Raw genomic sequence first — 22,110 nt, 5'->3', positions numbered from 1 at the left:
AAGAAAGTAAAGATGGATTATGGTTTAGCGGCAATTATTATACTTTTTACGACCAATGTAATTACGGTTTTTTGTTTGTGGGCCTATCGTAAAGTTTTTTATTTATATCGTAAAAAAGAGCAAAGCTATGTAAATGTTTTGCAAAAATCATATTATACTTTTTATATTTTGAAAGATTTAATACAGGAAATAGGTTTTCCAGAAGGCTGTACAATCGTTTTTAATAATTCTGATTGGAATTTTTCTTTTGATGAAAACAACCATTTAATAGCCAAAAATTCTTTAGGACCAGAATTGTCCATAAAGATGCATGGCGACACAAAATATTTCAAAGAAAACTCTCAAAAAATTTTTGAAAAACACAATCGGTCCAAACATTAAATGTAACGAGATGAGGCATGCAGTGTATTTTTGAATTGAGTAAGTTCATTTTTTTTAATTTATGACTAAACGCTCTGTCATAGCAAACATATAAATACGTAGAGCCTTAAGGGGGGGATAATCATGGTTTTTAAAGCACATAAGAATGACATTGGTAAACCGCGTGTTGATCTTATTCCACCGTTGACACTGATTGAAATCGGTAGAGTTTTAGAGCTTGGAGAAAACAAATACGGTGCAAGCAATTGGCGTCATGGCATGAATTGGAGCCGTTTGTATGGAGCTTCTTTACGTCATTTATTAGCATGGTTTGGTGGAGAGAATAAGGATGGCGAGAGTAATTTATCACACTTGGCACATGCGGCTTGTTGCATTCTTTTTTTAATGGAATGCGAGGCAAAACGGATTGGCCGAGATGACCGCCCTAAAAGCAAAGAATAGAGATCAGAATGAGTTCGAATGAGATTTTAATAGCGGGCTTGGTAGTTTTGGGAGCTTTGCTTGTATGCGGAGCGATGTTGCGTGTTGTATTTTATTATCGCAACAAAGTCAAAGTTCTTAAAGAGCAGGTCTTGACTTTAAAAAGCAGCATAAAAACTCTTGATGAAGAATACGCGTGGTCAAGAAGTGCATCTTCAAAGGACGTGGCAAAGAGAACTAGTGATCTGAATATTGCAATTAAAGAACGCGATAGAGCGATAAAAGAACTACAACAAAGGACTGAAGAACATGAAAAGGCATTCAGAGATGTAAGTGAAGTAGTGATGGCACTAAAAGCAGATGTTCAATCACGTGACGAGGAAATTGAAAGACTAAGACAAGAGCTTAAGCAGCGTGAAGGTGCAGTAAAAACGCCGCCTCATAAGAAGAAAAGAAAGTGAGGGAAAAAAGATGAGTGTGACAGCGATAGCTTTGGGTATTGCATTTGTGATCTTTGATTTACTTATAATCTCCTTTGTTGTCTCGGAAATATTAGACAAAAAGAACGATAAACTCCGTGAGATCATTTCGAAAAAACATAAAATTTTACACGATTTGAAAATGCATATCTTCAAGAATGGGGTGGGAACATGAATCTAGGTGAATTAGTACTCTACTTATTCATATCAATAAATGCAGTGTTTTTTATTGCAATGATAGTTTTTATACTTTTAGTTGCGCCTATTTACATAGTGTATACTTCTGCTCAACCCGTCATAAAAAAGAAGAAAATTCTTAAGGAATTAGATGCTGAGATTGAGAGTTTAAAGCACAAGATTAATGAGAAGTAGGTACTGGTGATTTAGATGTCTCATACAATTCTTTGCCTTGATCTAGGGACTAAGACAGGCTGGGCGCTTCGTGATGCAGATGGTTTTATCACAAGTGATACAGAACATTTTCAATCACGCCGTTTTGAAGGCGGTGGTATGCGTTATTTGCGCTTTAAGAAATGGCTTACTGAACTAAAGAGGTCTGTTGATGAAATTGATGCAGTGTATTTTGAAGAGGTCCGCCGGCATGTGGGTACAGACGCTTCTCATGTTTATGGGGGCTTTCTAGCAACATTAACGGCGTGGTGTGAACATCATCAGATACCGTATGAAGGCATTCCCGTTGGTACCATTAAGAAAGCAATGACAGGCAAAGGGAATGCGTCAAAAGAAGAAATGATTAAGGCAATGCGTGCAAAAGGTCACGCGCCTTGTGACGACAACGAAGCAGATGCTTTGGCAATTTTATATTTAATGAAAGAAGGGGGTATATATGTCCAGTAAATTACCGTGGACGAGGCTGTTTGCAGATAGGTGGATTCTTGATCTTGCTTGTTTATCTCCCATTGAATGCAATGTTTATATAAAATTGCGTTTGCAAATGCTTTACACTGGAGAGCCGCTTTTAAATAACACAAAGGTCTGGGCTAATTACACTGGTTGTTCAGTAAAAATGTTTATGAAAGCGTTAGAAGTTTTAATAAGCACGGGTCATATCGAACGTTTAGACGATGGGTGTTTATGGAGTTTAAAAGTTGAAGAAGAACTCAATAACTCTAATGAAAGCTTAGATAAAGTATCGAAGACATCTCGGTCAAAGAAGTTATCAGAGAGAGCAAAGAAAGCAGCGCAGGCAAGATGGGATAAACATACAAATGATGCTTGTGATGATGCTAAAGCCATTGAAAATACTGATAAAAACAATGCTAAAGCCATGCTTAACGATGCTAAAGTTATTAAGCATGATGCTAACAGTATGCTTAAGGATGCTAAGCATGATGCTTACGACATGCTTAATGATGCCTATATATATAACATAAACAATAACACTAACATTAACAGTTATAATAAAAAAACTAAAACTATCGTTTTAGCAAAAAAAGAAATTGGTTCTGAAGATTTAGAAACAATCGATTTGGTTGACGAGCCAACAGAGGTTGCTGCTGTTGAGATCACATCAGAGCAAATCGAAACCTCATCAGACAACCAACCTTCCATTCACGAGCAAGAGAACGTTCCCAAAAAAGCAAAACGAGCGCAAGCTAATCGCGGTTGTCGATTGCCAGAGGATTTCAAACCTAATTTGCAATACGCAATCGATCAAGGATTAACGCATGATGAGGCGCTGTTAGAAACCGAACGGTTCACAAATTACTGGATAGCAAACCCAGGTAAAAATGCAAACAAACGAGATTGGCAAAGGACTTGGTACAATTGGGTCACAAGCCCTATCGGAACGCTAGCAAAGAAAAAAGCAAGATTAGAACAGGAAAAACGGTTAGGTGGTTATCATGGAAAATTCACTCAGAAAACTTTCACAGAACAGCTTGCAGAAGGCTTCAACGAACTCAGAGATCATCTCTCATCTGGAGAAGATTATGGAAATGATCAGTCCGGGGTATCCATTGACGCTGAAAGCTGGGAATACATTGACGAAACAGGAGGAAGAGCAAACCTTAGATGCTTGCAATCTTCTACAAGCGTTGCTCTCTGTGAAAGCTTCAGTTAAGCAAATTGAGCAAGCTTCTTTCCTACTCTCAAGCATGAGAGTCCCTGCGAACACAGATTCCAAAGCCGTTGTTCTATCCTATAGCATGATGCTGGAACGGATTTCAGCATATGCTCTGAAAAAAGGCGTCGAAGATATCGTAACTGGTCAAGCAATTGGGATATCAAAAACATTTATGCCAACTTGTGGAGAGCTTTTAACTTATTGCCAGACACTAGAAAATACCCTTCTTTCAAAAGCCGAAACTGTACGTAGAGCAATTGAAAACACACGTGAGAAAACACTCAAAGAAAAAACAGCGAAAGAGCATTTTAGACCACTAACGCTTGTTCACAAGCAAGAGCTTGAAGAGACTTTAAATGGCATTGGTGGGATAATGAAACGCTTTGGTCCACAGCAAACTAGTGAAAAGTGCTGATCATTTTACAATTAGGTATGTGTTTAAATCGACAAAAAGGCACCATACAAAGCGATTTAAAGATTTTATGATAAAAACACATCTGTAATACAAAACGCTCTGTACGGTCAAATTTAAGGTAAATTAACCTATTGGTAAAAATAGGAATTAAAACATGGAAATATTAAAACGAAGATTCTTTAAAAAACGTAAACAGCCTATGCAAAAAGAGTTTGTTGCAACAGCTGTTGGTTATGTTCCTTGGGGAGACGGAGCAGAGGAGTATTTTTACAACCTCTACGAATATGAAGACGGCACAAGAGAGTGTGAAAAGTTTGATGGCGGACAGTATTATACCACACCAGAAAATGCAGATTTTAGTACCAAAGCGCAGGTGAAAGCATGGGTTTACGGTGGTGCTATTCCGAAAAGCATTCTGAATTACGAACCTCTTATAGACGAGATCAATAAAGAGATCAAAAAATTATCGAAAACCGCAGGAAATAAATATGTTTACAGATAAGCAAATAAGAGCCTTGTTTGGCATTATAACTTTTATATTTTTATGTTTTTTAGGAATTAAAAAAATCCCTACTTTATCCAAAGTATTTTGATATTTGCATCTTTTGGTTTGATAATAATAACAAATATTTTTGTAATTTTATGCAATTCTCATATTCCTTTTGAATTGCAAAATAATCCAAAATATAAAGATGATGATACAACGGGTTGGGTGAAACTAACACGTGATTTACAACAGTATATGCACAGACTTTTAAATATAATAATTTTAGCGCTTGTCGTTTTAATTTTTCCAAATAGTTATAAAGAAACGGTTTCTTTGCCTGTCACCTCTAAGCACGTGGAACACCAGTTTTCTTTTTCATTGGATACCGTATTTGGGTATTTAGACATTGTACTTTGGTACTATTTTTTATGCTGTGTATTGTTTCTTATGTTTCGTACACGCAATTTAATAAACATATCCATCTACATACTACAGTCTTGTACTAAAAAGCCATAGTAAAATCTCCGATTTATAAGACTTTTTTGGTTAATCGGTATTGTATCTTCTTAACATCGATTGATGAAATCAACAAAACATCAAAAAACACCTAAAAAGGCACGTAACGATGACTCATATCTGCTCACCATTAAGATATCCAGGCGGCAAGGCTATACTTTATGGAAAAGTCAAAGAAATTTTTGAAAAAAACACAATATCATTTCTCAAAGCAGCTTGATTGCATGAATAGGAGTTTTAATCACATGCTTACACTATTTGGCAAAACTTTACGCAAAATTCGCCTTGATCGCTTTGAACGGCTCTTAGATATGGCTGATAAACTAGGCATATCTGTAGCATTTTTATCTTCTGTTGAGATTGGCAAGAAATCTGTTCCAGTAGGAATGGAAGAAAAGATCATAAAGCTGTACGCTTTAGATCAAAACATGGCTTCTCTTTTAAGAAAAGAGGCTGATATTTGCCGAAAGAGTTTTATAATGAATTCTTCTGATCCACTTAACCATGAAATGGCTAACACGTTTTGTAGAACTTTTAAACACCTTTCACAACAAGAGCTAACAGAGTTTAAGGAATTTATGGTGAAAATGGAAAAGAAACGCTGCTTGCAAAATAAAATCCCTTGATCTCCTTATCTTATACGTACACCACAAAACGTAATGTTATATGTTAATAATTAATAATATATCATTGAAATAATTGAAAAAATAATAAAATTATGCTAAGATTTTTTACATATTTAAATACAAATTTAAGGTAACTAAAATATGCTAAATAAAGTGACGTTAATCGGGCGCCTTGGTGCCAATCCCGAAAGCAAAACAATGAATTCTGGAGCAGAAATAGTCAATTTTAGTATAGCGACTTCTGAGAGCTATACAGATAAAAAAACCAATCAAAAAGTAGAGAAAACAGAATGGCATTCCGTGGTGATTTTTAATCCGCATTTAGCAAAAATTGCACTTCAATATCTAAACAAAGGTTCAAAGGTTTACATAGAAGGAAAATTACAGACACGCAAATGGCAAGATAAAAATGGGCATGACCGTTACACAACAGAGATTGTCTTACCACAATTCAAAGGTGAATTGTATTTGCTTGATGCAAAGAAAGATCAATCGGCATCCCCTACCCCTTCACCTATTACTTCTCAAAATTATGCTATCGCTTCAGGTGCTCAAGATTATAGAACGGCTCTTAACGATAGCGTCCCATTCTGATTGAAAAAAAATATGACAAAAAGAAAAAAACGTGCAAAACGCGGTCGTCCACGGATTAAAGGATGTATCAGAGAACCAAATGGACGTATCTCACGAGCAAAAACACCGCATGAACCCATGGATAAATTGGCAATTGAAATGCGTGCCAAATGCTTCTGTTTGACCATAGAAGAGGCTAAAAATCCGCTTTCCGGTACCTATATCGGGCGGCTTTATCTGCAAGGTGTGATTAATCAAGACCAATATGATGCTGCACAAAAATATCTTGAAGTGAGAAATAATTATCTCTGTGCAAAAGCCTTACCAAATGCAATTTATGATGACTTTACTCCATCTTTAAATGAAGAGGCAAAAAAACAATGGATTGAAAAAACTACTCATTACTATGAAGCAATGAAAGAGGTGCTAAAAGAAGCACAATGCCTTTATAGACAGCACAACCTTTATGCCGCGCTACAGTATCTTGTTAGTGAAGATCAATCACTGCCACATCTTGTCGGTTCGCTGTATGTTGCTCTGAATGCACTTCATAAACATTTTATACAAAACCGCTAAATTTTAAGCAGCATTTTGAACATTGATAGTGATCTCTTTTCCAAGAGCAATGAGAGTGGATTCTAAAGCATCTAATTTTGTTGCGTGGTTTAAATCCAATAATCGGTCAATTTGTATTGGGTGAAGTTTTAAAAGACGCACGAGATCAGCTTTGCGTAAGTTTTTTTCAATCATAGCGTTGTGTATTGCAATTTTTAAAATAACTAATGAAGATACTTCAACAAAAGGATAGGCAGCATCACGAGCTCCAAAAGGGACCACTTCTCGATCTTGGAAACGCCCCATAATAACTGTTAAAAGGGCATTTTTAGCGTGTTCCAAAGCCTCTTTTTCGTCGTTACCATAGGTAATAAATTCTTGAAAGTCTTTGGAAACGACAAGAAGAGTATCATTGTCATCTTTGATAAACTTAAGTGCATATTTCATTTACATCTCCATATTCAGACTTACCTTAGGTCAAGATCTTTAAGAATCTTTTGAACTAATCCCGTTCCTAATTCTTTCCGCGTACCATGCATAGGTAAAACGGATTTTTTAGAACCACGTTTTACAAGCAAATGGCCACCTTTCCCTGAGGTAAAACTGCAACCATGTTTCGTAAGATATCTTTTTAATTCTTGACTGTTCATAAATATAATATAACATCTAAAATGTTTAAATACAACATAAATGTTGTTATTTGTATAAAATTAAAGATTGGCTTTTAAAATACTAAGTTTTGATCAAAAAAATTAAAAATACACAATATCGTGATTTTTCTATTGACAATACGTGAAAAATCGTATTTAGTGGCAGTACGGCACTGGTTTTATTGCGTCTAAAATTCAAAAATATCCCCTAAAATTTGATAAAATATTAAGCTTTCAAGAGGGCTTAAAGTACTGTTTTTATTGATAAAACAGACTAATCTATTTTGCACATATCAAACGCCATTCAGTAACCAATGATGTCATTAATTCATTGCCTCAAAAGGAGCGAAGATGAAAGCAATCATCACCAAGCCAATGTGTGTTGTTGGCGATAATAAAAGCACTGTTCGTTTTGAAACTTCAACTCCCAATAATCCATTTGTTGAGATTTCCAATCAAGTCTACGCACGTCTCAAGCGTGCAAATGCCGCTAAACCTTTTGTTGATGTTAAAACAAAAATAAAGCCTGACAAGGAAGTTGAACAAATTAAACAGATAGAACAAGAAGCCGTACAAACATCGTCTGAACCAGTGACAGAGGAAATTCCACTCGAACAGCCAAAAGCATCTAAAGCTTCCAAGTCACCTACCCCAAAAAAGGCTTAGAAGTTGAAATTAATCATCCACCAAAAATGGTATCTTCAACAGGTGAAGGATACCTTCACCAGTCTTCAAGCACCACGCCTTAATTGGGCTCTGCGTAATGCTCTAAACACCGCAGCAAAACAAGTTGAACGCTTTACTGAAAAGCAAGTTGCTGACATCTCATCAGCCCAAATAAAGCGTATAAGAAGAGGTGTTTATATTAAAGAAAAGGCAACAGCAAGGTTTCTTGAGACAGATATCATTGGTTCTAGAACACCAATACCTCTTAAATTTTTTAAAGTAAACGAAACAAAACGCGGCGTAACTTACACACTGTTTGGAAAGAAAGAAATCTTACCCCATGGTTTTATCAAGGGAGGCAGTTTTCCAAAGCGTGTTGAATTAAAAAAGCTGAATGGTAATGTATTTCAAAGAGCGGATGGAGATAAATTTCCCATTGCAAAACAAGAGGGACCTTCAATTGCTGGGGTGATGTCCAAACCAGAGATTGCAAGTGCTATTGCACAATATGCCAATGAAAGATTAACCAAAAACATACAGAGACAACTTTCTCGTCAAGAATATGCTGCCAACAAGAAAGGCTAGATCATGTTCTCAAGCTTTATCTGCACACTACACACAGCAATCTTATTACTTGACAAGATTCACGAAAAACATATATCGTTAAATCAGGTGCCTAGAAAACACCTTGATAGATAGCGGATAGATTGCCGGAACGATCTCTTCTCCGCACATTGAAGGCTTTGACTCATTCTATGCTCGTCGCATATAATGATCTCATCGGGTGTAGTTATGCTATACAATACCCTTTTGGGAAAAGCATAACGACGGACTATCTACCGTGTTTTCTAGCACCCGGCATCCTTTGTTGGTTGTCAATACTTTTAGGATTTTTCAAAAAATAATTGACAGTTTCTGTGAACAGCTATAGTCTGATTGGCAGGCTTAAAACACCTGTAACCAATCGGTTCAATAGTATCCCGAAAGATCTGTTGCCCATCATAAGAAATTTTGTCCAGGGTCTTCACATGTATGTCCAAGGGTAACCTAAAGATGTGAAGGACTGAATTGGTTCGGTTGTTTTAGCCCTGGATACTTAAACTTTTAAAACAAAGGAACCAATATTATGAACACTCTTATTAAAATATCAGAAAAAATTATTGAACAAGAAATTGTGCAAACGGTCAATGCGCGTGAGTTACACGCATTCATGGAAATAGGAAAACGTTTCGCTACTTGGATTACAGACCGTATTAATCAATATACATTTGAAGAAGGTAAAGACTTCATAAAAACACAAGATTTGCGGTTCCCAAAATTGGGAAGCGCAAAATCTAGAGCTGTTACAGCAATAGAATACCATCTCACTTTAGATATGGCAAAAGAGCTTTCCATGGTTGAACGCAATGAGAAAGGCAGACAAGCTCGTCGTTACTTTATTGAGTGTGAGAAAAAGTTAAAAAGCCAATCTGTTGATTATGACCATGATACACGCTTTGATTTTCCAAAAGATTGGGATAAAATGTCTCCAACTAAAAAAGCTGTTTACATTTATGGACCTCTTCATATGCATCTTGTCAAAGCCTTTACATTGGTAGAAGAAAGCAAACATTATAAAGCTTTAATCAAAGAAGCAAAACAAGTCTTAGAAAGATCTGTCGTAAAAGCTGCTTAAGTTTAAAATATGATCTCATCTTCTCCACTTTCAGAGTGGAGAGGATGTTAATTTAAAGTAGATTGCCAATTATGCCTCTTCCATTTCAAAAAAACGTAATAAAATCAATGCAAAAGGTACTTCCCAGCGGGTTGGCTTCGTTGCGGGGCAGGCGAGCGCGAACTATCGCTAGCGACAGAATTTTCAAATCAACTGTACATTGTACACTTAACTCATTGATAAATAACAATTTCAATATGTACACTGTACAGTATGTGAAACGTTTTCTTAGCAAGAAGTAATTTTTGTTACTTGACAATTCTATAGTAATAGGTATTTTCGAATCAGGTGCCTAGAAAACACCTTAAAACAACAAGCGGATTGGTTGCCGAAATAATCAGTCTTCCGCACATTAAAGACTTTGACTCATTATATGCTACATGCGTATAATAATATTGTCGGGTGTGGTTACGCTATACAATACCCTCATGGGGAAAGGCGTAACGACGGGCTTGTTGCCGTGTTTTCTAGCACCCGGCATCCTCTTAGGATGTCAATAGAAAGCCTAATCAACAAGGAGTTCATTATGAACACTCTTATTAAAATTACAGAACAAACGATCGATCAAGAAACAGTTCAAACCGTCAACGCACGCGAATTATATACATTTTTGGAAGTCAATTCTAATTTTAGAGATTGGATAAAAAACCGTATTAAAGAATACGGCTTCCTAGAAAATAAGGACTTTATAAGTTTCGCTAAAAATTTAGCGAAACCTAAAGGCGGTCGTCCAAGTACAGAATATCACATCACATTAGACATGGCGAAAGAGCTCTCAATGGTTGAACGCAATGAGAAAGGACGTCAAGCACGCCGTTATTTTATTGAATGTGAAAAGAAACTAAAAAGTCAATCTGTTGATTATTGTGATGATATACGTTTTGCTTTCCCAAAAGATTGGGATAAAATGTCTCCAACTAAAAAGGCTGTTTACATTTATGGACCTCTCCATATGCATCTTGTCAAAGCCTTTACATTGGTAGAAGAAAGCAAACATTATAAAGCTTTAATCAAAGAAGCAAAACAAGTCTTAGAAAGATCTGTCGTAAAAGCTGCTTAGATTAAGACACATCTCTCCTCTCCGTTCTCAAAAATGGGGAGGTGGTTGGTTTAGCTGCCACTTGCTTTTTTTAAGACTTCACCCATACGTGTTCGCCAATCTTTTCCTTGTTTTTTAAAAGAGGCAATAACATTTGGGTCGAGACGGAGAGTAACCGCTTGTTTAGGAGATTCAACGGGTGGACGCCCACGTTTACGGCGCTCTTCTGTTACATACTTAAAAAAAGAGGCTGGTAAAACGTCTTTAGCTGGCTTTAAGCGTGCAAGTTCTTCATCTGTTAGTGGTGGGGAATCCACAGCGTCCCAATCTTCTTTTGTATAGCCACATCCTGTTTCAAAGGTTTTTTTGATAGTCATTGAAAACCTCTCTTTCTTTTTTATTCGCTTGACGAAAACTGATAATGGATATCGCTTCATTGCCAAGCTTTGCAAAAACAATAACTGTTGTGCCATCCGCAAAATGTCCAATAGCCTTCATGCGGTTTGAATGGGTTGCATCAATAAGAGCATGTTCCCAGTCAAAGTAAATAACATCAGCAAAATCAAGCTTATGTTTAACAATGTTTAAAGCTCTTTTTGGTTCATCCCACACTATCTTCATATATTTTATGTACACGAAAAATAAAGCCTTGTCAATAATTAAAGTGTACAATAATTCGTATATACCATTCAAAATGGAGCAACTATGAATAAGAAAACGCGTAAGGGTTTATCACTTCGTGCGTTTGCCAAAAAGATGCGTGTTTCTCCTAATGCAGTGGTTTCTCGATTTAAGACAGGTAAATTTGATGCGGCTCTTTTTGAAGATGGTTCTGTCAATGAAGCCCTTGCAACAGCCATCTGGAATGAGAATCCAACAAAACGCCCTGCTCCATTTTTAGCACCGGATGGTCAACCGCGAACAAAGATCAAACAAGTCTCTACAGAGGGTGCCAATGAATACAAGATAAAACTGGAGCGAATGCAAGTTGCTCTTGAAAGCGAAAAGATTGCACTTGAACGCTTACGCGAAACAACCGTTGACCGTGAAGAAGTCAAGAGAGCAGCGCGTGAGTTTGGAAGAGCACACCGTGACGCTATGTTGAATTTTCCTCATCGATTTGGTGCAAGCATTGCCGCACAGGTTGGATGTGATGCTGCAAGTCTAATCGGTGCCATTGATTATTACATGCGAAAGGCTTTGCTTGAAGCTGTTCATATTCCAGTTCCTTATCATGATCCTCAACCTCTAGAATGAGAGAGTTTTGGGGCGAGCAAAGAATGAATAATGGATGAGAATGCTGTTACAGAATTTTTCTCCCATGCCAATGATGCAAGACAACCGGACCCACCGTATACGGTTTCCCAATGGGCGGACAAGAATAGATACCTTAGCACCGTAGCAAGTGCTGAACCTGGATTGTGGAGAACAAAGCGGACCCCCTATTTGCGCGAAATCATGGATAACCTTTCCTCTCACAAACCAATTGAAACAACTATTGTCATGAAAGGGGCGCAAGTTGGCATGTCAGAGGCAGGATTAAATTTCTGCGGTTATGCTATTCATTATAGTCCAGGACCTGCTCTTTATGTCATGCCGACCGTTGAGACAGCCAAAAAGCTTTCAAAGACGCGGCTTGATCCCATGATTATGGCAAGTCCAGTTTTAAGTGAACGCATAGCCCCAGCACGAGCACGTGACAGCGGGAATACCATGTTTTCGAAAGAGTTTGATGGGGGTGCACTGATGCTTACAGGGGCGAACAGTGCGGCTGGTTTGCGCTCTATGCCTATTCGTTATCTGATTTTGGATGAAGTGGATGGTTATCCTCTCAGTGTCGATAACGAAGGTGATCCAGTGATGATTGCAGAAAAGCGTACCTCGACCTTTGTACAACGAAAGATCTTTAAATTGTCCACCCCCACCCATCGTGACACAAGCCGTATTGCCAAGGATTTTGTGCTAGGAGACCAGCGATATTACAACGTGCCTTGTGATGCATGTGGTACACTCCAGCCGATTGTTTGGTCACAAATCAAATGGCCGAAAGGGGCTCCCGAAAAAGCTGTTTTTGTTTGTGCGCATTGTGGTCATGAACATGCCGAGCACCGAAAAACAGATCTCATGTGTGAAGAAAGAGGCGCATGCTGGGTCCCAACCAGTGAGTCAAGCAGACCCAATTTGCGTTCTTATCATATTTCGGCACTCTATTCTCCTTGGCTTACATGGGGGGAATGTGCAAGAGAGTTTTTAAATGCCAAAGATGATCCAGCTCTTCTACAGCCTTTTGTCAATACAGTGCTTGGAGAGCCATGGGAGGACAGAACAGGCGAAGTTATTGATCCTGATAGCCTCTATGCAAAACGCGAAGATTATCCATTGGCACCAGAACAATCCGTCGTGTTGACAGCTGGTATTGATGTGCAAAATGACCGCTTGGAACTTGAAGTGGTGGGATGGGGGCGTAGTGAAAAAAGTTGGCATATTGATTATCAAGTGATCCTTGGTGATCCCTCTTCTTTTGAAGTATGGGACCAATTGGATGAATATCTTGCAAAACGCTGGCCACATCCAGGCTATAAAGAGGGGATTAGGATAACAGCTGCTTGTATTGATACCGGTGGTGGACATACACAGGCAGTTTATAATTATGTACGTCCGCGTGAAGGGCGGCGTATCTGGGGGATTAAGGGGCAAGCGGGATGGCGTGCGGTCTGGCCACGCCGACCAAGCAAAAACAATAAAGGACAAATTAATCTTTATATTGTTGGGGTTGATGCCGCGAAAGATATCATTACAGCACGGTTTAAAAAATCGGGTCCTGAAGCAACGGGGGCTGGTGCAACACACTTTCACAAAAGCCTTGACCCGGAATATTTTGACCAGCTAACCGCTGAAAGAAAAGTCATTAAATATTTTAAAGGCTTCAAGCGTATTGAATGGCAAAAAAGTGAAAAGGCAAGAAACGAAGCCTTGGACTGTAGAGTCTATGCTTATGCTGCTTTGCAAGGGCTGATTTCGGCAGGAATAAACCTTAATCGAGAAGTTGATATCTTAGAAGAGCGTTTGGAAAAACTTAAAATTGAAGGTTCTGTAGAGCAACCAACATCTGGGATTTCTTCATTCACTTCTCCAAGAAGATCTCAGATAGCAAAACCTCAAAGGAAACAATCCAGAACAGTGATGAATCCTTATATGCGAGGGGATTGGAGGTAATTTGTGGATGAAACTTTAGGACAATTTAACAGCAAAATTAACAGACTGGAAAGTTTAAAAAGGCGGCGTGAACAAATTGAAGAGGCTCTTTATTCGGGTGCGCAATCAGTGCGTCACGGCGATAAGCAAGTCAGCAACCGCTCTGTTGAGGAACTGCGCAGAGCTCTTGAAATGATCAATACGCAAATAGCGGACCTTGAAGGGCGCAAGCGTTCACGCGTTTTCTATTTTAATATATCACGAGGCTATTAATGGCTGGCTTTATCAATAAACTTACGGGCTTTTTTACAATTTCTCGTCAACACAATCCCCATTTTGAAGCGGCAAGCAAAAGCCGTCGCATGGGTGGTTTTGATCCCGCAAAAAAACATATCAATAAAGCGATTGAAGAATGCGGTGATACCATTGTTGCCCGTTCAAGATGGCTTTATGACAATGAAGCTCTTTACGGTTCTGCGACTGAAGAATGGGTCTCTGCGGCTGTCAGTGATGGGATTAAACCTTATCCTCGCATTGAAGGTTTTCAAGAAGAAAAGAAAAAGCTTTTAGACTTATGGTGGCAATGGGCTGATGAAGCAGACTACGACGAAGATGCCAGCTTTTATGGGCTGCAAGCAACCATTGCACGAGAGGTCTTTTTAACCGGCGAATGCTTTGTAAGATTGCATTATGTTGACCTTTATGGGCGCTCTGGTGTGCCTCTTCAGTTGCAAGTTTATCCTACTGAAATGCTGGATCTCACCTATAATGGACCTGCTGAAATTGAAGGCAATTACATTCGTATGGGAATTGAATTCGATGCCAGTGGTAAGCGCGTTGCTTATCATTTCTGGGAACATCATCCCTATGATGATTGTCCTGCAAACAGAGCCTTTAAGAGCCAAGAGCGCATACGTGTGCCTACTGAAATGGTCCTTCATATCAAAGAACGCCGGATTGCCGGACAATTGCGCGGTTCTCCCAAAATAACGCGCTGTATGACAAAGATCTTTCAACTCGAATCCTATGATGATGCAGAACTTGATCGAAAAAGGACGGCAGCTCTTTTCGCGGCGTTTGTCAAGGACAATTCCCCAAACGTCGCAAAATTATCCGATAATCGTGATAAAAACGACGTTGAAGAAGAATACGAAGCACCTGCCATTGCACCCGGTGCATCTCTTTATTTAGGAGAGAATAAAGAGGTTACATTCTCTAACCCTGTTGAGGTTGGAGGTTCTTATGAGGCTTTCCAATTTCGCAATATTTCAAAAATTTGCTCGGCTCTCAATATGCCTTATGCCGTTGTGACTGGAGACGTTACGCGCGGTAATTTTTCCAATGTGCGAACCTCTATCATTCAGTTTAGACGGCATGTCAAACAATGGCGTGAACATATCATTGCCTTTCAGTTTAACCGCATTGTTTGGGAACGTTTTGTTGAAATGGCAGTACTTTCTGGACGCGTTCACTTACCCGGATGGGAAGAAAATTCCTTGCCATGGCTTCAATGTGAAAGCTTTGCACCCCCGCTTGAAATGATTGATCCAAACAAGGATATCACGGCAGAAAAAGAAGAAATTCGTGCTGGCTTGAAAACACGACGCATGGCACTTGCCGAGCGCGGCTTTGATATCGACAGCATTCATGCCGAACTGCAAGAAGAGCACACAGATGCTCGTGCACGCGGCTTATCTTTTGACACGGATATGGCAGCGCCTTCTGGTGAAAATCAAGTGATTGATACAGCAGATTCAGACCCTTCTGAGACTTATGAAAGCAACCAAGGCAGTGAGGCACATAAAAATGGTGAATAATCTCGACATGCCGTTTTTGGCATCACGGCTTTTTGGAGTTCCACACATGCTTGCCTCCACAAAGCTTGATATTATTCTCAATGCTCTTGCTCCACGGCTTTTTGCAAGTGAAAAGTTTCCCATTGAAGCTTATTCGCAAGGGAGTACAGAAGCTTTAAGACCACCAGAAACCTATGTGGTGCAAAACAATGTTGCTATAATACCGGTTCATGGCACGCTTGTACGCCGCGGTGCATGGCTTGGAGCTTTATCGGGATTGACTTCTTATGAAGGGTTAAGAGCTTCCTTTCGTGAAGCCATGGCACAGCCTGATGTGAAGGCTGTCTTACTTGATATTGACAGTGGTGGTGGAGAAGCCGGTGGCATCTTTGATTTGGTTGAAGAGTTTCAAACACTCTCAAAACAATACGACAAGCCCATTTGGGCACATGCCAATGAGTTTGCTTGTTCAGCGGCTTATGCCATTGCTTGTTCTGCTTCTCAAATATGGGTAGCTCGCACAGGGGTTGTGGGCTCGATTGGGGTTGTTTGTGCCCATCTTGACCAATCCCGTGCAGATGAAAAACACGGGCATAAATGGACCTTTGTCTTTGAAGGTGATCACAAAACCCATGGCAACCCTCACGAACCCTTGAGCGATACAGCACAGATAAAAATGCAAGCCGATTGCGCCCTGCTCTACGAGATGTTTGTCGATTTGGTGGCGCAAAACAGACGCTTAAATGCTGCTGCAATTCGTGACACAAAAGCAGAAACTTTTATAGGCACCCAAGCGATCACCCTTGGATTAGCAGATGCGCAGGGCACCCTTGCGCAAGCTTTGGAAGCCTTAACGGATTCCATATCACAAAACCCAACATCAACAGAAAAAGAAGGACAAAACACATGGCACGCACACAATACCGCGCTGAAGAAGATGATGACGAAAAAATCGTCGACATCATCAATGACGAGGAAGAGGACGAAGACGATAGTGACATCGACAAAAACGCCGAAATCTTTGACGACGAAGAAAACGAAGATGAAGATGAAGACAATGAGGACAAGCAGGAAAACATAAAAGCTGCTCTTGAAAAAGAAAGAAAGCGCGCAAAAGCACTAACAACCCTTGAAAGGCAAGCAAAGCACTTAGGCGTTTCTTTTGACGCAGCAAAAGCTATTCAAAACGGTATGAGTGTCGAGAAAGCACGCCAGTGTGTGTTGACGGCTGCTAGCTCTCAAAGCGCGTCTTTAAAAGTCTCGCCTTATACCCCTCATAGTGATGGGACGAGCAAGGCAAAGATTCATGCAAAATGGGAAGCAGCTTGGAGGGCAGTGAAATGACGAATATTATTTATGACGACGTACGCAATGGCGCTTATCTTGGACCCTACGACCCCGATATGTCAAATGAAGAAGTGCTGTTTGCATCAGGAGCATTCATTGAAGCTGGAACTGTCATGGGAAAGATAACCGCAACGGAACACTATGTCCCCCTTAATCCAGCAGCATCAGATGGCAGTCAAACACCGGCAGGGATTTCTTTTGCCACTGTTGATGCCTCTGAAGCAGATCAACGTGCCGTGATTACAGCACGCTTATGCACTGTAAAAGCTTCTGAACTGCTATGGCCAGATGCCATCACGGATGAGCAAAAGAAAGCAGCCATTCAGTCTTTAGAAGACCATAACAACATTCTATTGCGATAGGAGAATGCACACATGGATATGAATTTTTTTAAACATGATGCTTTCTCAAGCATCACAATGATGAAAGCCATTGAAAACTATGAGTTTCAACCTGGTCTTGTAAGTTCTCTTAATCTTTTTGAGGAAGTGGAAACAAGCACCACAGTGGTTGGTATTGAAAGACGTGACAATACATTGTCCTTGATTCAAACCAGTGAACGTGGCGCACCTTTGGCAGAAGGTGATAGAGAGGGTCGTAATCTTCGGTTTTTCAAAACAACACGGATTGCCAAAAGTGATACCGTAAAATCAGAAGAAATCCAGAACCGTCGTGAATTTGGGACAGAAGATCAGTTAGAGACAGCAATGAAATATATTGCCAGAAAACAAAAGAAACTGATTTCTGAAATAGAATTGACATGGGAAAATATGCAACTTGGCGCTGTTCAAGGGGTGGTTCTTGATGCCGATGGCTCTGTTATTGTCGATTGGTACAAAGAATGGGAAATCGCACCACCAAAGCCCATTGATTTTAAACTAAATACAGAAACAACCAATGTTGCGGACCATGTTGACCAAGTCATTCTGAGGATGATTGAGGCTTCAAAAGGAGCGTTTTCTGATCGTTCACGCATTATTGGGCTTTGTGGAAATGAATTCTTTTCCAAATTGAAAAACCATAAAACAATTCGTGAGACCTATTTAAACACAGCCTTAGCACAGACACTCAATAGTGCCGGAGGTGTTGCAACACCAAGTTCGATTGGCTCTGGGAGCTTTGGCAGTTTTGACTTTGCGGGTGTGACTTTCATTAATTACCGGAGTATTCACAACTATAATGTGAGTGCGAAGGCTGGAACAAAGCGCGCTATAGGCATTAAGCCGGATGAATGTCAATTCTTTCCCGCTAATGCACCGGGAGTGTTTCAAAAAACCTTTGCTCCTGGTGAAAGCTTGGATTTTGCCAACACGGTTGGAAGACCTCTCTACACGATGCTTATCGTCGACCACGACCGTAATGCATGGGTAAAGCCGGAGGTCTATAGCTATCCGCTTTATATTTGCACACGCCCTGAAATGCTGTTCAAAGCAGTTATAGGAGCGAAATAACATGCGATGGCACGGGCCGCTAAACCAAATGGTTAAAGATGTACGCAACACTTTTGGGCAGCCCATCATCTACACGCGAAAGGACAACCAGCAATCTTTTCGTATCACAGCGATTTATGGCATTAAACATTCGGAATCGGACGCTGGTGGCAAAATCTCCACCACAATTGCAAGAAAGGAACTTGATCTTTGTATCAATGACATCGGGGGAATACCACCAAAACCTCAAGATAGTATTGTGGTCCTCTCTCCTGAAAACAACAAAGCCCCCTCTTCTCAAGAGCACTTCGTGGTCACAGATGTCCAAGCCTCTGAATCCGGTATGTATAAGCTTATCTTGCGGGAGCTAAAACAATGAAACATCTTTGTCTTGTGTGTTTAAAAGTCAATAAGGCTGCCCAAGAGATCGAATTACTGCTGTAAATCTTGGACTTGAAAAGGCGGTGAATTGGTAATTCCATGGTACGCCAGTACGGCGACTAATTTGGCATCCTTGATATGTTATCGTTACTGATGCAATTCGTGTCCAAGTAGTTCGTTCATTCCTTTTAGAGCTTTCAAATACAATGGCTTGATCTGTTACCAAAAGACGTCCAAAAAGTGTGGTCTTTTTATTAATATCAAAGGAAACGCGTTCTTGAACACCCAACAATTTTTCATTGCGTGCTAAACGATAATCGTATTCACTTGCATCAAGTTCTTGAAACATTTCACATGCTTCAGAAAAACTAGTTATTTCAATATCTGGTAGCAACATTGCAACTTGTTCTTCAAAAAGCTTTACTTTTTTATTTTCAAAATGGACAGCGATCCCCAAAAGTAAAACAATAATAATGGCGACTAATAACCATGGTGAAATACTTATTATTGCTACTATACTCCCAATCAATAGAGCACAAAGCAGAAAAATCTTGATCCCCTTTTCCAATCGTTCGTTTTTAAGTGCTGGAGACGTTTTATTAATGACTGAAAAATCAGAAGAAGAGTGTGCATGAGAAGGCGACACTGAAACCTGTTCTGGAATCTTCTTTTCAAAACGTTTTTTGCGTTTGTATCGCCAATAAGCAAAAATAGACAATGCAAAAAATGCAAAGCAGATTAACCAAAACCATCCCCAAAAGCCTAGGCCATCATTTTCATCTGATTTATTGTCTTGAGTGGGTGCGATTTTCTTATCAGTATTCTCAACTGGTGCCTGAGCCATGCTTTCATCTTGAGTAGCAACATCTATTGACGGAGTCGAAGAGGGGGTAACAACTTCATTATTATGTACAACTTGATCTGGTTTGTCTTTCTGTACAGCAACACCTACTATTGGAGCACCGACAAATAATAGAGCGCCAACACAAAGAGTCTTTAACCCCATTTTGCGCCATTTTTTTCTACATACGAAAACGATCCCAGTGATAATAATTGGTAAAGATAACAACCATACAATAATCGCAATTGTATCAAGTACGTCGCGCATTACTCCCCCTCCGCTATAAATAAAAAGAGAGAGATTTTAAAGTGAGTCGATAAATAAAGTAAAGATGTGCCTATATAATTTAGAAAAATGTAATATTATCTATTGACATCATCATAAGGATATGAATAATCGAATCAGGTGCCTAACGAACACCTTAAACCAATAGCGGATAGATTGCCGATACAATCTTTTCTCCGCACATTAAAGACTTTGACTCATTGTATGCTACGTGCATATAATAATGTTGTCGGGTGTGGTTACACTATACAATACCCTAACGGGGAAAGTGTGACGACGGACTATTGGCCGTGTTTGTTAGCACCCGGCACTCTATTTAGAGCGTCATTAACAAACATCTAACCAATAGGAGTTCATAATGAACAATCTTATAGAAATATCAGAACAGGTCATTGATCAAGAAACTGTTAATGCGCGTGATTTACATGCGTTTTTAGAGATAAAAGCCCGCTTTAATGATTGGATTAAAAATCGCATTAAAGAATGTAAGTTTCAGGAAAATATAAACTTTATAACGCTTACTAAAAATTTAGTAAACGGTGGAAAGGTAAAAGAATACCACATTACATTAGACATGGCTAAACATCTTTCGATGATAGAGCGTAATGATAAAGGGCATGAAGCACGTTTATACTTTATCAAATGTGAGCGGCTTTTGAAACAAGTAGCAACACCACAAGTTGACTACTCTAAACCCGAAGCATTGCTTGGCGTCTTGAACCATTTACAAAATCAAATAGAGCAGAAAGATCATGTTATTGCAGAATTAGCACCAAAAGCAAAAGCACTAGATGGTTTAAAACGCTCTGATGGGTTGTTTGGTTTGATAGAAGCAGCAAAGATGTTGGAGGTGCGACCAAAGGATTTAACAGATTACTTGCGTAAACATGATTGGGTGTATCGACGGGCTCCAGGGGCGCCTCTGTTACCTTATCAGGACAAGATCAAGAAAGGATTTATGGATTGTCCTGCTATCACCATTCAAAGACCGGATGGTACAGAAAAGGTACTGCCTTCAACGAAAATTACATCCAGAGGATTGGCATGTTTGAGAGAGCAAATCTTTGGGGGTGTGCAATGAATAGCAGTGTAGACTTCTTATGCGATTTGTGGCTGTCGTTGTTTAAGCTTTCTAACCATCGAGGCATTGGAGATGAGGACTGCAATGCTATAGTTGAGGTTATGGAATCGGTCGTAGATGCTCTGGTTTTAAAGCTTCAAGATGACGTGCCCAATATTACAAAAATCTTGGCAATTCTTACAGATTTTGGAGCTTCAGAACTTCCACATAGCATGGATTCTTTGTTGCGAACTTACGAACCAGATTTAGACAACCCCATTAAAAAGGTTGCTTAAGTAAAAAATATGCCCCTTTCCCACTTCAAAGGTGGGGAGGTGGTTAAACCCTACATTCAAATTTATTGATTTTGGCAAATTCGTCTGCTTTTTCAGTTTGTAATATACTAACGTCATAAGCAGCTTGCATGTTAAGCCAAAATTCAGCAGTAGTATCAAAAAAATAGGCTAATCTTAGTGCTGTATCGGGAGTCACTGGACTATTTTCAGCAACAATACGTTCTATTCTCGTGCGTGGAACATTTAATGCTTTTGCAAGAGCATAAGCAGAGAGAGCATATTCTTTTAAATATTCCTCTCGTAAAATTTCTCCGGGATGAATCGCTATATAATTTTTCATCTCGACCTCCTACAGATCAATGATAATCTACGATTTCAACTTCATAGGCACCATTAGAGCGCCATTCAAAACAAATACGAAACTGGTCATTAATACGGATAGAATATTGACCTTTACGCTCTCCTTTCAACGCTTCTAGACGATTTCCCGGAGGACTGCGCAAATCTTTAAGATCAACTGCTTTATCGAGCATAAACAACTTTCTTTGGGCTATACGCACTAGAGTGGTGGGAAAGCCTTTGGGCAGATTGCCTTCTAAAAGATCTTTACACCGCTTATCAGCAAAAGATTCAATCACCAAATCACCTTTATTCGTTCTTTTACGTATCATAACACGATACCAATATAAAGAAAAGGATAAATGTTAAATAACAGGAGCCCCCATGCATCCGAGAGAGACGATAAGGGAAAGCTTTGTTGCTTTGATAAAGGCAGCAAAGACGGCAGCTGGTGACAATGTTTTCAATATGCGTGACTTCAATTTATTTATTGAAGCAATGCCAGCTATTAATATCTCAACACAAAGTGAAAC

Annotated in this window: 32 protein-coding genes and 1 pseudogene; 26 read left to right on the top strand and 7 right to left on the bottom strand. The window is 39.4% G+C overall.

The annotated features are described in order from the left end of the window. The first annotated feature begins 12 nt into the window (after positions 1-12). From ACFIN0_RS07075 to ACFIN0_RS07025, 11 genes and pseudogenes are all read left to right on the top strand, one after another. Positions 13-381 (top strand): hypothetical protein, encoded by a 369-nt coding sequence (locus ACFIN0_RS07075; RefSeq protein WP_375613947.1) that lies wholly within the window; start codon positions 13-15, stop codon positions 379-381. 123 nt (positions 382-504) lie between these two features. Then, a complete protein-coding gene (locus tag ACFIN0_RS07070; protein WP_375613946.1) occupies positions 505-822 on the top strand; it encodes a dATP/dGTP diphosphohydrolase domain-containing protein in 318 nt (105 codons plus the stop codon). An 8-nt stretch (positions 823-830) separates the two neighbouring features. Further along, positions 831-1,262 carry a hypothetical protein gene (locus tag ACFIN0_RS07065; protein WP_375633225.1) on the top strand — a complete coding sequence of 144 codons (432 nt, stop codon included), beginning with the start codon at positions 831-833 and terminating at the stop codon, positions 1,260-1,262. 405 nt (positions 1,263-1,667) lie between these two features. Continuing rightward, the gene (locus tag ACFIN0_RS07060; RefSeq protein ID WP_375702202.1) at positions 1,668-2,138 is read left to right on the top strand and encodes a crossover junction endodeoxyribonuclease RuvC; all 471 of its coding nucleotides are present in this window, start codon (positions 1,668-1,670) and stop codon (positions 2,136-2,138) included. After that, a complete protein-coding gene (locus tag ACFIN0_RS07055) occupies positions 2,128-3,363 on the top strand; it encodes a hypothetical protein (protein WP_375702201.1) in 1,236 nt (411 codons plus the stop codon). The genes ACFIN0_RS07060 and ACFIN0_RS07055 overlap by 11 nt, the downstream gene beginning before the upstream one ends. After that, positions 3,347-3,781: a hypothetical protein gene (locus ACFIN0_RS07050; protein ID WP_375633283.1), complete on the top strand. Its 435-nt coding sequence runs from the start codon at positions 3,347-3,349 to the stop codon at positions 3,779-3,781. The genes ACFIN0_RS07055 and ACFIN0_RS07050 overlap by 17 nt, the downstream gene beginning before the upstream one ends. 154 nt (positions 3,782-3,935) lie before the next feature. Then, entirely contained in the window at positions 3,936-4,283 is a 348-nt protein-coding gene (locus ACFIN0_RS07045; protein WP_375651454.1) for a hypothetical protein, read from the top strand. Further along, positions 4,270-4,784: pseudogene (locus ACFIN0_RS07040) on the top strand (hypothetical protein). Before ACFIN0_RS07045 ends, ACFIN0_RS07040 begins: the two are co-directional and overlap by 14 nt. Before the next feature lie 245 nt (positions 4,785-5,029). Further along, positions 5,030-5,410 (top strand): helix-turn-helix domain-containing protein, encoded by a 381-nt coding sequence (locus tag ACFIN0_RS07035; RefSeq protein ID WP_375702200.1) that lies wholly within the window; start codon positions 5,030-5,032, stop codon positions 5,408-5,410. Between the two features lie 141 nt (positions 5,411-5,551). Beyond that, on the top strand, positions 5,552-6,004 hold the full coding sequence (gene ssb / locus ACFIN0_RS07030; RefSeq protein WP_375620506.1) for a single-stranded DNA-binding protein: 453 nt from the start codon (positions 5,552-5,554) through the stop codon (positions 6,002-6,004). 12 nt (positions 6,005-6,016) lie between these two features. Then, positions 6,017-6,559: a hypothetical protein gene (locus ACFIN0_RS07025; RefSeq protein ID WP_375702199.1), complete on the top strand. Its 543-nt coding sequence runs from the start codon at positions 6,017-6,019 to the stop codon at positions 6,557-6,559. 3 nt (positions 6,560-6,562) lie between these two features. Here the strand turns inward: ACFIN0_RS07025 and ACFIN0_RS07020 are convergent, their stop codons facing one another. Together ACFIN0_RS07020 and ACFIN0_RS07015 are read right to left on the bottom strand one after the other, a co-directional pair. After that, on the bottom strand, positions 6,563-6,985 hold the full coding sequence (locus ACFIN0_RS07020; protein ID WP_375702198.1) for a type II toxin-antitoxin system HicB family antitoxin: 423 nt from the start codon (positions 6,983-6,985) through the stop codon (positions 6,563-6,565). Between the two features lie 20 nt (positions 6,986-7,005). Further along, positions 7,006-7,188: a type II toxin-antitoxin system HicA family toxin gene (locus ACFIN0_RS07015; RefSeq protein WP_038473319.1), complete on the bottom strand. Its 183-nt coding sequence runs from the start codon at positions 7,186-7,188 to the stop codon at positions 7,006-7,008. Positions 7,189-7,539: 351 nt separating this feature from the next. On the opposite strand from ACFIN0_RS07015, the gene ACFIN0_RS07010 reads away from it, so the two are divergent. The 4 genes from ACFIN0_RS07010 to ACFIN0_RS06995 all read left to right on the top strand — a co-directional run bounded on the left by ACFIN0_RS07010 (position 7,540) and on the right by ACFIN0_RS06995 (position 10,628). Beyond that, positions 7,540-7,854: a hypothetical protein gene (locus tag ACFIN0_RS07010; RefSeq protein WP_375627954.1), complete on the top strand. Its 315-nt coding sequence runs from the start codon at positions 7,540-7,542 to the stop codon at positions 7,852-7,854. Between the two features lie 3 nt (positions 7,855-7,857). Continuing rightward, positions 7,858-8,439, top strand: coding sequence for a hypothetical protein (locus ACFIN0_RS07005; RefSeq protein WP_375702197.1), 582 nt, complete (start codon positions 7,858-7,860; stop codon positions 8,437-8,439). 541 nt (positions 8,440-8,980) lie between these two features. Then, positions 8,981-9,529 carry an antA/AntB antirepressor family protein gene (locus ACFIN0_RS07000; protein ID WP_375702196.1) on the top strand — a complete coding sequence of 183 codons (549 nt, stop codon included), beginning with the start codon at positions 8,981-8,983 and terminating at the stop codon, positions 9,527-9,529. Positions 9,530-10,094: 565 nt separating this feature from the next. Continuing rightward, positions 10,095-10,628: an antA/AntB antirepressor family protein gene (locus tag ACFIN0_RS06995; protein WP_375702195.1), complete on the top strand. Its 534-nt coding sequence runs from the start codon at positions 10,095-10,097 to the stop codon at positions 10,626-10,628. 50 nt (positions 10,629-10,678) lie between these two features. Here ACFIN0_RS06995 and ACFIN0_RS06990 read toward each other — a convergent pair whose 3' ends face one another. Beyond that, the gene (locus ACFIN0_RS06990; RefSeq protein ID WP_006589112.1) at positions 10,679-10,984 is read right to left on the bottom strand and encodes a BrnA antitoxin family protein; all 306 of its coding nucleotides are present in this window, start codon (positions 10,982-10,984) and stop codon (positions 10,679-10,681) included. Next, entirely contained in the window at positions 10,962-11,228 is a 267-nt protein-coding gene (locus ACFIN0_RS06985; protein WP_375613975.1) for a BrnT family toxin, read from the bottom strand. The genes ACFIN0_RS06990 and ACFIN0_RS06985 overlap by 23 nt, the downstream gene beginning before the upstream one ends. 84 nt (positions 11,229-11,312) lie before the next feature. Here ACFIN0_RS06985 and ACFIN0_RS06980 point away from each other — a divergent pair, with 84 nt between their 5' ends. From ACFIN0_RS06980 to ACFIN0_RS06940, 9 genes are read left to right on the top strand one after another with little or no spacing between them, the layout of a single operon-like run. Further along, the gene (locus ACFIN0_RS06980) at positions 11,313-11,864 is read left to right on the top strand and encodes a hypothetical protein (protein ID WP_375702194.1); all 552 of its coding nucleotides are present in this window, start codon (positions 11,313-11,315) and stop codon (positions 11,862-11,864) included. A gap of 30 nt (positions 11,865-11,894) precedes the next feature. Next, positions 11,895-13,823, top strand: coding sequence for a phage terminase large subunit family protein (locus ACFIN0_RS06975; protein WP_375702193.1), 1,929 nt, complete (start codon positions 11,895-11,897; stop codon positions 13,821-13,823). 3 nt (positions 13,824-13,826) lie between these two features. After that, positions 13,827-14,075 (top strand): phage head-tail joining protein, encoded by a 249-nt coding sequence (locus tag ACFIN0_RS06970; RefSeq protein WP_375702192.1) that lies wholly within the window; start codon positions 13,827-13,829, stop codon positions 14,073-14,075. Then, positions 14,075-15,619: a phage portal protein gene (locus ACFIN0_RS06965; RefSeq protein ID WP_375702191.1), complete on the top strand. Its 1,545-nt coding sequence runs from the start codon at positions 14,075-14,077 to the stop codon at positions 15,617-15,619. Before ACFIN0_RS06970 ends, ACFIN0_RS06965 begins: the two co-directional genes overlap by 1 nt. Beyond that, the gene (locus ACFIN0_RS06960) at positions 15,609-16,679 is read left to right on the top strand and encodes a S49 family peptidase (RefSeq protein WP_375702190.1); all 1,071 of its coding nucleotides are present in this window, start codon (positions 15,609-15,611) and stop codon (positions 16,677-16,679) included. Before ACFIN0_RS06965 ends, ACFIN0_RS06960 begins: the two co-directional genes overlap by 11 nt. Further along, positions 16,562-16,942: a hypothetical protein gene (locus ACFIN0_RS06955; protein WP_375682092.1), complete on the top strand. Its 381-nt coding sequence runs from the start codon at positions 16,562-16,564 to the stop codon at positions 16,940-16,942. Before ACFIN0_RS06960 ends, ACFIN0_RS06955 begins: the two co-directional genes overlap by 118 nt. Continuing rightward, a complete protein-coding gene (locus ACFIN0_RS06950) occupies positions 16,939-17,307 on the top strand; it encodes a head decoration protein (RefSeq protein WP_375702189.1) in 369 nt (122 codons plus the stop codon). Before ACFIN0_RS06955 ends, ACFIN0_RS06950 begins: the two co-directional genes overlap by 4 nt. A 12-nt stretch (positions 17,308-17,319) precedes the next feature. Beyond that, the gene (locus ACFIN0_RS06945; protein WP_375702188.1) at positions 17,320-18,396 is read left to right on the top strand and encodes a major capsid protein; all 1,077 of its coding nucleotides are present in this window, start codon (positions 17,320-17,322) and stop codon (positions 18,394-18,396) included. Between the two features lies 1 nt (position 18,397). Next, positions 18,398-18,754: a hypothetical protein gene (locus ACFIN0_RS06940; RefSeq protein ID WP_375702187.1), complete on the top strand. Its 357-nt coding sequence runs from the start codon at positions 18,398-18,400 to the stop codon at positions 18,752-18,754. A 27-nt stretch (positions 18,755-18,781) separates the two neighbouring features. On the opposite strand, the gene ACFIN0_RS06935 is transcribed toward ACFIN0_RS06940, so the two are convergent. Beyond that, entirely contained in the window at positions 18,782-19,864 is a 1,083-nt protein-coding gene (locus tag ACFIN0_RS06935) for a hypothetical protein (RefSeq protein WP_375682737.1), read from the bottom strand. 376 nt (positions 19,865-20,240) lie between these two features. Between ACFIN0_RS06935 and ACFIN0_RS06930 the strand changes: the two genes are divergently transcribed. Further along, positions 20,241-20,963 (top strand): antA/AntB antirepressor family protein, encoded by a 723-nt coding sequence (locus tag ACFIN0_RS06930; protein ID WP_375702186.1) that lies wholly within the window; start codon positions 20,241-20,243, stop codon positions 20,961-20,963. Further along, on the top strand, positions 20,960-21,238 hold the full coding sequence (locus ACFIN0_RS06925) for a hypothetical protein (protein ID WP_375672188.1): 279 nt from the start codon (positions 20,960-20,962) through the stop codon (positions 21,236-21,238). The genes ACFIN0_RS06930 and ACFIN0_RS06925 overlap by 4 nt, the downstream gene beginning before the upstream one ends. A gap of 43 nt (positions 21,239-21,281) precedes the next feature. On the opposite strand, the gene ACFIN0_RS06920 is transcribed toward ACFIN0_RS06925, so the two are convergent. Together ACFIN0_RS06920 and ACFIN0_RS06915 are read right to left on the bottom strand one after the other, a co-directional pair. Next, positions 21,282-21,578 carry a HigA family addiction module antitoxin gene (locus tag ACFIN0_RS06920; protein ID WP_004861504.1) on the bottom strand — a complete coding sequence of 99 codons (297 nt, stop codon included), beginning with the start codon at positions 21,576-21,578 and terminating at the stop codon, positions 21,282-21,284. 16 nt (positions 21,579-21,594) lie between these two features. Next, the gene (locus ACFIN0_RS06915) at positions 21,595-21,909 is read right to left on the bottom strand and encodes a type II toxin-antitoxin system RelE/ParE family toxin (RefSeq protein ID WP_375702185.1); all 315 of its coding nucleotides are present in this window, start codon (positions 21,907-21,909) and stop codon (positions 21,595-21,597) included. Positions 21,910-22,110 lie beyond the last annotated feature (201 nt).

The organism is Bartonella sp. AA89HNZF (assembly GCF_042196905.1).
Taxonomy (GTDB): domain Bacteria; phylum Pseudomonadota; class Alphaproteobacteria; order Rhizobiales; family Rhizobiaceae; genus Bartonella.
This window is presented reverse-complemented; position numbering and strand designations above follow the sequence as displayed.